The 7668-nt window shown below is 46.6% G+C and carries 6 protein-coding genes; all 6 read right to left on the bottom strand.

Annotation, left to right across the window (positions count from 1 at the left end; all coding sequences use genetic code 11):
- Window positions 1-305: 305 nt before the first annotated feature.
- Window positions 306-1322, bottom strand: coding sequence for a DUF4367 domain-containing protein (locus B2899_RS11795; RefSeq protein ID WP_286886007.1), 1017 nt, complete (start codon window positions 1320-1322; stop codon window positions 306-308).
- Window positions 1323-1371: 49 nt separating this feature from the next.
- Window positions 1372-2964: an NAD(P)H-hydrate dehydratase gene (locus B2899_RS11790; protein ID WP_286886005.1), complete on the bottom strand. Its 1593-nt coding sequence runs from the start codon at window positions 2962-2964 to the stop codon at window positions 1372-1374.
- A 40-nt stretch (window positions 2965-3004) separates the two neighbouring features.
- Window positions 3005-3412: a holo-ACP synthase gene (acpS, locus tag B2899_RS11785; protein WP_146811418.1), complete on the bottom strand. Its 408-nt coding sequence runs from the start codon at window positions 3410-3412 to the stop codon at window positions 3005-3007.
- Window positions 3413-3561: 149 nt separating this feature from the next.
- Complete coding sequence (locus B2899_RS11780) at window positions 3562-5295, bottom strand: N-acetylmuramoyl-L-alanine amidase family protein (protein WP_286886002.1); 1734 nt, start codon at window positions 5293-5295, stop codon at window positions 3562-3564.
- Window positions 5296-5615: 320 nt separating this feature from the next.
- Window positions 5616-6563, bottom strand: coding sequence for a cytochrome d ubiquinol oxidase subunit II (locus B2899_RS11775; protein WP_146811416.1), 948 nt, complete (start codon window positions 6561-6563; stop codon window positions 5616-5618).
- A gap of 237 nt (window positions 6564-6800) precedes the next feature.
- Window positions 6801-7571, bottom strand: a complete 771-nt coding sequence (locus tag B2899_RS11770; protein ID WP_146811415.1) for an OmpA family protein — start codon at window positions 7569-7571, stop codon at window positions 6801-6803.
- Between the last annotated feature and the right edge of the window lie 97 nt (window positions 7572-7668).

The following is a 7668-nucleotide window of genomic DNA, read 5'->3' as shown; positions in this document are numbered from 1 at the left end:
CAAAAGTCAGCCGCCCTTCTCATGATTTTTGTCGATGGTGCAACCACATTCACAGACGTATGTTCTCAAATGCAAAGGCGTGAGCTGACGACTTCCGCAAGCGGAACATTCTTACTTAACGGAGAAAGTCCTGGCGAGAATTTCTAATTTTGTAGTGAACATTTTGTACCTTGCGAAGTTATTTGTGCCAACTATTTGAAAATTTCTTTTTCTTGGCTAACTAACTTTTCTTAGTATTGGCGATAGTATGTTGGATTCCCATTTGTATTTTTCTTTAACAAAGAAAAAAGGGCGGAACCCCACCCTTATTTCCCCACTTGATTGAACATTGACTTCGCCACTTCTACCATTTCTTCTGCAGGCATACCGCTGGACAGTGTATACTCTACCCCTTCATAATCCCAGCGCAGCGTCTTATTCACATCTCCAACCATGATGCCAACCGTATAGCCTAAATCCACTGGCTCTCCCGAAACAAAACTAACAGCAGCTGACCGGGATTTATTTTCAATCAGCGTAAAAGGGTATTCGCCTGTATACGTTAAGACGATTTGGACACCATCTTCGTCATTTACTTTATCTATTCCTTTTAATGTTACACCTTTTGGAAGATAATTCGGTTCGATAACCCCAAAGCTTCTCTCCTGATTTTCAGCGGAAGCTTCGGCTATAACCGGTACAGAGTCAAGAATGGCTGCCTGCATATTGCGTTCCTTATCAAAAGCATCCTCATCAAATTTGGGATTTAGCTCAAACGAGTTATACTGCACTGTAACCATTGGATTCATATTGCTGTCCATGACGTCTACACGGACAGGTTCCAACGATTTATTGAGCATAATCTTCTGCGTAGTCAAGGAACGGCTTTGATAATCGGCTTTTACTTCAAAAGCATATTGCTCACCTTCACCCTGAAACTTCCTTGCTGTATCGCTTATAATACTTTTTGCCAGCGATTCGTATAAATACACCTGACCATGCTTCTCCGGCCACTCACTCTGGAAACGAAAACTTTTGTTTAAATGCGGAGTCAGCACAAATACCCCTTCGTTATTTCGCAAGATAATCTGGGTGATGTTCCGCTGTTTGGATGTCAAAGAAATACGGTAAAAGTTTGGCTTTTTATGCCATACTTCCACTTCGTATTCCTGCGGTGTTTTTCCGGCCTGTACGGATAAGGATGCTTTAGACTTGTAGCCTGACATTTTTTCCACCTGCTTTGCCAAATCATCGGCCACATCTCCTGAAGATTTTGGTCCACAGCCGATAAGAGACAAACAAATCAGCAGAAAAACCGCGGGTAATAAAAGAACTCGTTTCATCTTCTTTTCAACTCCTCCGCCTTTATTCGACAAAGGAGGGGTCCCCATGTTAATTTCCTGGGAAATCTGTAACATGTGAGTCGCCTGCAAACGACAGTCTTTTTATGGCCGATCCGATTTTGTCGATTACATCGCTTGCCAGCGTGGCGTACATCGACGTTTCACCACAAATTCTGCCAGCCAACCCGTGAAGGTATACTGCCAGTTGAATCCCTGTCTCAATGTTTTGGCCCTGCGCCGCTTTTTGTGCCAGCATGCCAGCTAACATACCGGTTAGCACATCACCGGTACCGCCTTTGGCAAGCGCAGCCGTTCCTGTAGGATTGACGAAAATCCGCCCGTCCGGAGTGGCAATTAGCGTGTATGTTCCTTTCAACACAACGTATACATCGTGTTTTTGAGCAAACATTCGAGCGAAACCTATCCGGTCCTTCTCGATGTCGGCTGCCGTACAACCGCATAATCTGCCCATCTCACCGGGATGTGGAGTGAGAATGATTTGTCCTTTCTTTTCCTGTAGAATCGATACGTCTTCCGCAAGCAAGTTTAGCGCATCAGCATCTAACACAAGCGGAACCTCTACAAGACGAATTATTTCCTTAAGCCAGTGATGGCCGCCGTCCCATGTACCAAGACCGGGACCGATGGAAACTACATCAAATGAAGCAAGGCGCTGCTTTAGCAGTACATAACTTTCACTGGAAAAATGTCCTTTCTCCGCTGGCCACTCCCAGAATACAGGCTCATTGATTTTACTGGCGACAATCGGCAAAGCCGGGGAGGGCACCGCTAACGTCAGCAAACCACAGCCTGTGTGAAGTCCGGCGGATGCGGCCAGAACCGGCGCACCCGTCATCTCCTTCGAACCGGCAAGCACAAGCGCATGCCCATACGTTCCTTTATGGGAAAAAGGGCGTCTGACAGGAAGTTCTTTCCGCAAATCTTTTCCTATCAGCACTGCGTCCCGAAGCGCAAACTCCTCAGCTGCCCGGCGCGGAATCGAAATGTCCGCCACCACTAGTTCACCAACGCAATCTGCGCCGGGATATAAAAAGTGGCCCCACTTGGGAAACGCAAATGTCACCGTTACATCGGCCCGCACCGCTTTCTGCGCCACTTCTCCCGTATCGCTGTTTACTCCTGTCGGAATGTCAACCGCTACTACAGTACCCGGTCCATTCTGCAGCTGCTCTATCACAAAAGGATACGGCGGACGCAGTTCTCCTTTGGTTCCAGTGCCCAGGAGCGCATCGACAACAACCGCCGCCCGTCCAAGTTCCGTCTGCAGTTGAAGTGCTTTCTCCTCTTCGCTCCCATCTTCCCATACAGTTACAGAGTAACCGGAATGCCGGATTATCTCCAGCTGCCGTCTGCAATCCTCACTCCGCTTCTCCTCCCTACCGAACAGCCAAACCGTCACTTCACGTCCTTCATTCAATAAATGACGCGCAATGACCAGACCGTCGCCACCATTATTCCCCGGCCCCGCCAGCACTACCACTTTTCCGGTCGGCCATCGCTTCTCCACTTCCCGAACTACCGCCACTCCAGCGTTTTCCATCAAAACCAGGCTTGGGATTCCAATTTGCTCAATGGTGAATCGGTCAATGTCACGCATTTGTTGCGCGCTCACCACGTACATACAACTCCCTCCTAACCCGCGTTATATATGTATGTCCGGCTTATCCACGATATGCAGACAAGTCTTCGCGCTTTTCGAGAATCACCTGGGCTATGGCATACTGTTCACCGTGTGAAATCGACAGATGACATATACACTGCTTCTGTCCGGTAATGTTCTCAAGCAGCGAATCATTCATCAACACGATCGGTTTGCCGCTTTCCTCAGGGATAATCTCGGCATCTTGAAATGAGAATTGCTTCCCGATACCTGTGCCAAGCGCCTTGGCGAGAGCCTCTTTCGCCGCATAGCGCCCGGCTACAAACTCAATCTTCCGCGCTTCCCCTTGTGGAATATTCCCTTCTTCCCGCTTCGTAAAAATCCGCTCGAGAAACGTTTTTTCCTGCCTCGCTATAATTTTTCGAATGCGTTCAAGCTCTACAATATCGATTCCTATACCAACAATCATCGCTTTTCCCTTCCCTCATTTTTTTCCAATTATAAGCGATCGAAAACAGAAAAGGTACCGATGAAATCCCTGCATCTGTCGAAAAGTCGCTTGAGCTATTAAAGCAAGTATGAACAAAGCCAGACCTGCAACAGATCTGGCTTTTACGTTTAATTTTTTTCTACATATTCTTTAATGCCCGCATACACAGCATCAGCCACCCTCTGTTGGAACTCTTCTTTCATCATTTCCCTCGCTTCCGTCGGATTGCTGATGAATCCAATTTCAATCAGAATCGCCGGCATCTTCGTATTCTTAATTACATAGAAATTAGCTGTCTTCATTTTTCGGTCGCCAAAACCCGTCGCTTGTACCAGATATTTATGAACAGTAGCGGCGTATTCTTTGCTTTTCTCGCTGTAATAGTACGTCTCCGTTCCTTTTCCTGCTGCCGAAGTGCTTGAGTTAATATGGATGGAAATAAAAAGATCAGCGCCATTATCATTTGCAATTTTAACCTTCTCTGATAACTCTTGCTTTACGCCCCGTTCAGTCAACTGTCTATCAAGCTCGCTATCCCGCGTAAGAATGGCATCAAATTTGGCATCCGCCCGCAAATTATCTGCAAGACGCTGGGAGATTGCCAGCGTTAAGTCTTTCTCCCGCGCATTGTTTCCAATCGCCCCCATGTCTTTTCCGCCATGTCCGGCATCTACTACAACTTTTACTTTCTCTTTCAAGGATAGAGGGCCCGGGGACGGAACTGGATTCGGCTGCGCAGAAGTCGAATCGCCAGGCGTCATCACAGGCGGTTCCGTTATCGGAGGAGCCGGTGCAGGCGGCTGCGGATACGCGATATCTTTTAACTGCAGCTCAATACCCGACGTTTTCTGCACAAGGTTATACTTAGCCGATCCTGCAAGCACTACAACTACACGAACCGTCTCCGGATCAAATTGACTGTAGCGCACTTCCTGCACGGCGGGGTGCTTCTCCTGCCCCGCTATGGACGGTGTAACTACGGCAAGCTTTGCATTCTGGACATCTACTACAATCCGTGGCGGCCCGCTCATAGTAAAATCTTTGGTCTGCGCTTTTTTGTCCGTTCGAATGGTTATGATATCGTCTGTTTGCTGAATATCCGTTACCTTGATTACTTCCGGTTTTTTCGGCGGTGGCGGAGTGATTAGCTTGTTCAGCGTGTATACAGTTTTCCCCTGATTCCAGGCTCCACTGCCTCCGGTTAACTCTTCCACAAAAGAAAGGGGGACAGCAAGTTCATTATCAATTATCTTATATGTATCAGACGACAGGATTTTTGAATCTTCTCCCTTAGAAAAGACTGCTTTTCCACTCTGCTGTGTAATTGTATAGCCAATGGCCGGGGCGATTTGCCGGGCCGTTACAAAATAAGAATCGTTCTGCCGATATACCTTAGCTGACACGGCTTGTCCATTCACTTGAAAACGAACGGGAGCGTTGACAATGACGCTTTTCGTCTTGTCTTCCCACCCCACTTCTACCCCAAGCAATTCCCCTACCGCACGAAACGGAAGAAAGGTACGATTGCCGATAATAACCGGAGCTACGTCCAACTTCTTCGCTGTTCCATTCACACGTGCCGTTTTTGAACCGATCGTCAACTCCACTTTTTTACTGCCGTCAGTCACAGTAACCTTGCGGGCTTTTGCATCCCAGTCTACCTTCATGCCCATGCCTTCCTGTACCGTGTATACAGGCACCAGCGTCCGACTATTAAGCAACTGCGGCGGGACTTCAGGCCTTACTTTATTCCCGTTGATCCAAAGCTGAATAGAGGGAACTGCGGCCGCCTGCACCGCCACGGACCATATTCCCAGGAAGAGAAAAAGAAATATTCCTGCCCCGCATAACACCTTCCTCATCTGTACCCTCTCTCTTTCTCTGCGATTTGGCGCATGAAGAGATTGCTCCACACACCCATAATTCGACAAAATTCCCAATCACTATGTATTTTAAATATCGGAAATATTTTCTTTTATTGTACAACGTCTCCCATTAAGAATGAACAGTTTTTCCCCATGAAAAAAGCCCCATCTTAACAAGATGGCGGCTGTTCTCCGTTAATGCGGGGCTGAAGATACTCAAAAATGTGACAAGAAACGGCAACGCAATGGCCCGAATAATAATATGATCGGATAAAAAATAAAACTGGTCTGATATAACATCCGGATAACCGTAAGATTCATCGCCCGTGTCCGGTTACAAGAAGAGTCACAAACTCTAATCCGATCTGCGGACTGGTCATCCCCTCTCGAATTGTTAAATAGGGATAAAGCAGATACGGCATATGGGAAACACCATAACCAAAAAATGCAAAACCGAACTGCAGCATTACCATTATAAAAGCAACCCCAAGTGCTTTACGCAGTGCAATTAAGTACATCGCGGCAACGAAGAAGAGAAGAGAAGCAATAAACATCCAACTCACATCAATCATCCGGCTAAAATGCCATTCGTTGTGAATACGAAGTGTTGCAAACACGACAACACTGGCGAGAATAGTTGGACCGCTCCAAATGAGCGCAAACCTCCGAAATATCTCTTCCGCTTCCATGTTCCCGCTTCTGCTTGCATAATGTGTCAAAAAACTTGCACTGATAAAAAGCACGCTCACAATGGCAAGGAATAGTACAGACCAGAAGTACGGACTCGTGAATAATACTTCGGGTACAAAATGAATGCGGCCATCCTGCAATTCCACAATAAATTTCCCCTCTGAAATGATAAGCACAGTGGACAGACAGACCGGAATAAGTAATCCGGTAACGCCGTAAATAAAAAGATGGCTCAACCGCTCCCTTGCACCATAATTAACAAATCCGTAAAATAATCCGCGCACCACCAGCAAAGCCAGAGCGATTCCCCCGGGTACGAGCAGCGCCATACCATAGTAATTAATCGCATCGGGGAAAAAACAGAGTAGACCGCCGAAAAAGAAGAGTAAAAACACGTTGCTAGCTGCCCATACAGGAGAAAGATAACGATTAATAATCCCATTGATAATCTGATCTTTCTTCTTCCATTTTCCGTAGAACAGGAAAAGACCAGCCCCAAAATCAATGGAGGCAACGATTAAATATCCGTATAGAAACGTCCATAGAACGGCAATCTCGATTCCTTCATATGACATAACACACCCTCCCTTCCAGGGTACCATGCTCGAACGTTTCATCTTGGTATCTGTTGTTTATCTCTTTATAATAACAAGGTTTTCGTAGTGTTTATATGACTGTAATTTGTTAGTTCTGTGACAAAATGGTGAAAAAGGCGAAGATCTTTTTCTCCCTCGGATCTTCTTTTCCCTTCCCTTCTTTTTTCTTCATTTTAATAAAAAAAGCAGATATTCTCCGCGAATACCTGCCTCTGTTTATTGCTTACTCTGTGGTTTTTGCGCATCCGCTTGCGCGGCTTTCGTGCTTAGAATCATAATCTCTACCCGACGGTTTTTAGCTCTGTTCTCCGGCGTATTGTTCGGGGCAACCGGATGGTATTCCCCGTATCCTGCACCGGACAATCGCGCCGGCTTCATATTGTATTCTTCGGCCAGATAACGAACCAGATTCATCGATCGGGCAGCAGACAACTCCCAGTTGGACGGGTACTGTGCCGTATGAATTGGTACGTTATCCGTGTGCCCTTCGATTCGTATCGGATTATCAATTGAGTTAATGAATTGGAACATGTCTTTCACAATCTGCTTTGCCTGCGGTTGCAGTGTCGCATCCCCGTTGGCAAACAAAATGGTCCCCGTAATCGTTACATTGATCCCGTTTTGATCCATGTTCACCTTTACGTTTTTATCAAGTCCTTTGGCCTGGGTATACTGCTCCATTTTCTCTTTTATTTCTTCAAATTTCTCCTGTTCAGCGGCAATCCTATTCTTCTCTCGCGTCTTACCGGTGTTTCTATCGGTGGAAGGCGTCGTTGTCGATCCAGGCGCCGGCATCACCAGCGAAGCACCGGAACCCGTTACTTCGCTGAATGATTCCTTTAAAGCCTGAAATTTCTGCGCATCAACCGCACTCATGGAAAATAAAATTAAAAAAACGATAAACAAGAGCGTTACAAAATCGGCATAGGAAACGAGCCAGCGCTCCAGATTAACGTGCCCATCATGCTTCTGCCTCTTTCTGGACATTCACTTCTTCACCGCCTGCCTCTATATTGCGATCCGCCTCAGAAAGGAATACAAGCAACTTCTCCCGCAGCGCAACCGGGTTCATTCCCTGCTGAAC

The organism is Aneurinibacillus sp. UBA3580 (assembly GCF_002375825.1).
Lineage (GTDB): Bacteria > Bacillota > Bacilli > Aneurinibacillales > Aneurinibacillaceae > Aneurinibacillus > Aneurinibacillus danicus.
This window is presented reverse-complemented; position numbering and strand designations above follow the sequence as displayed.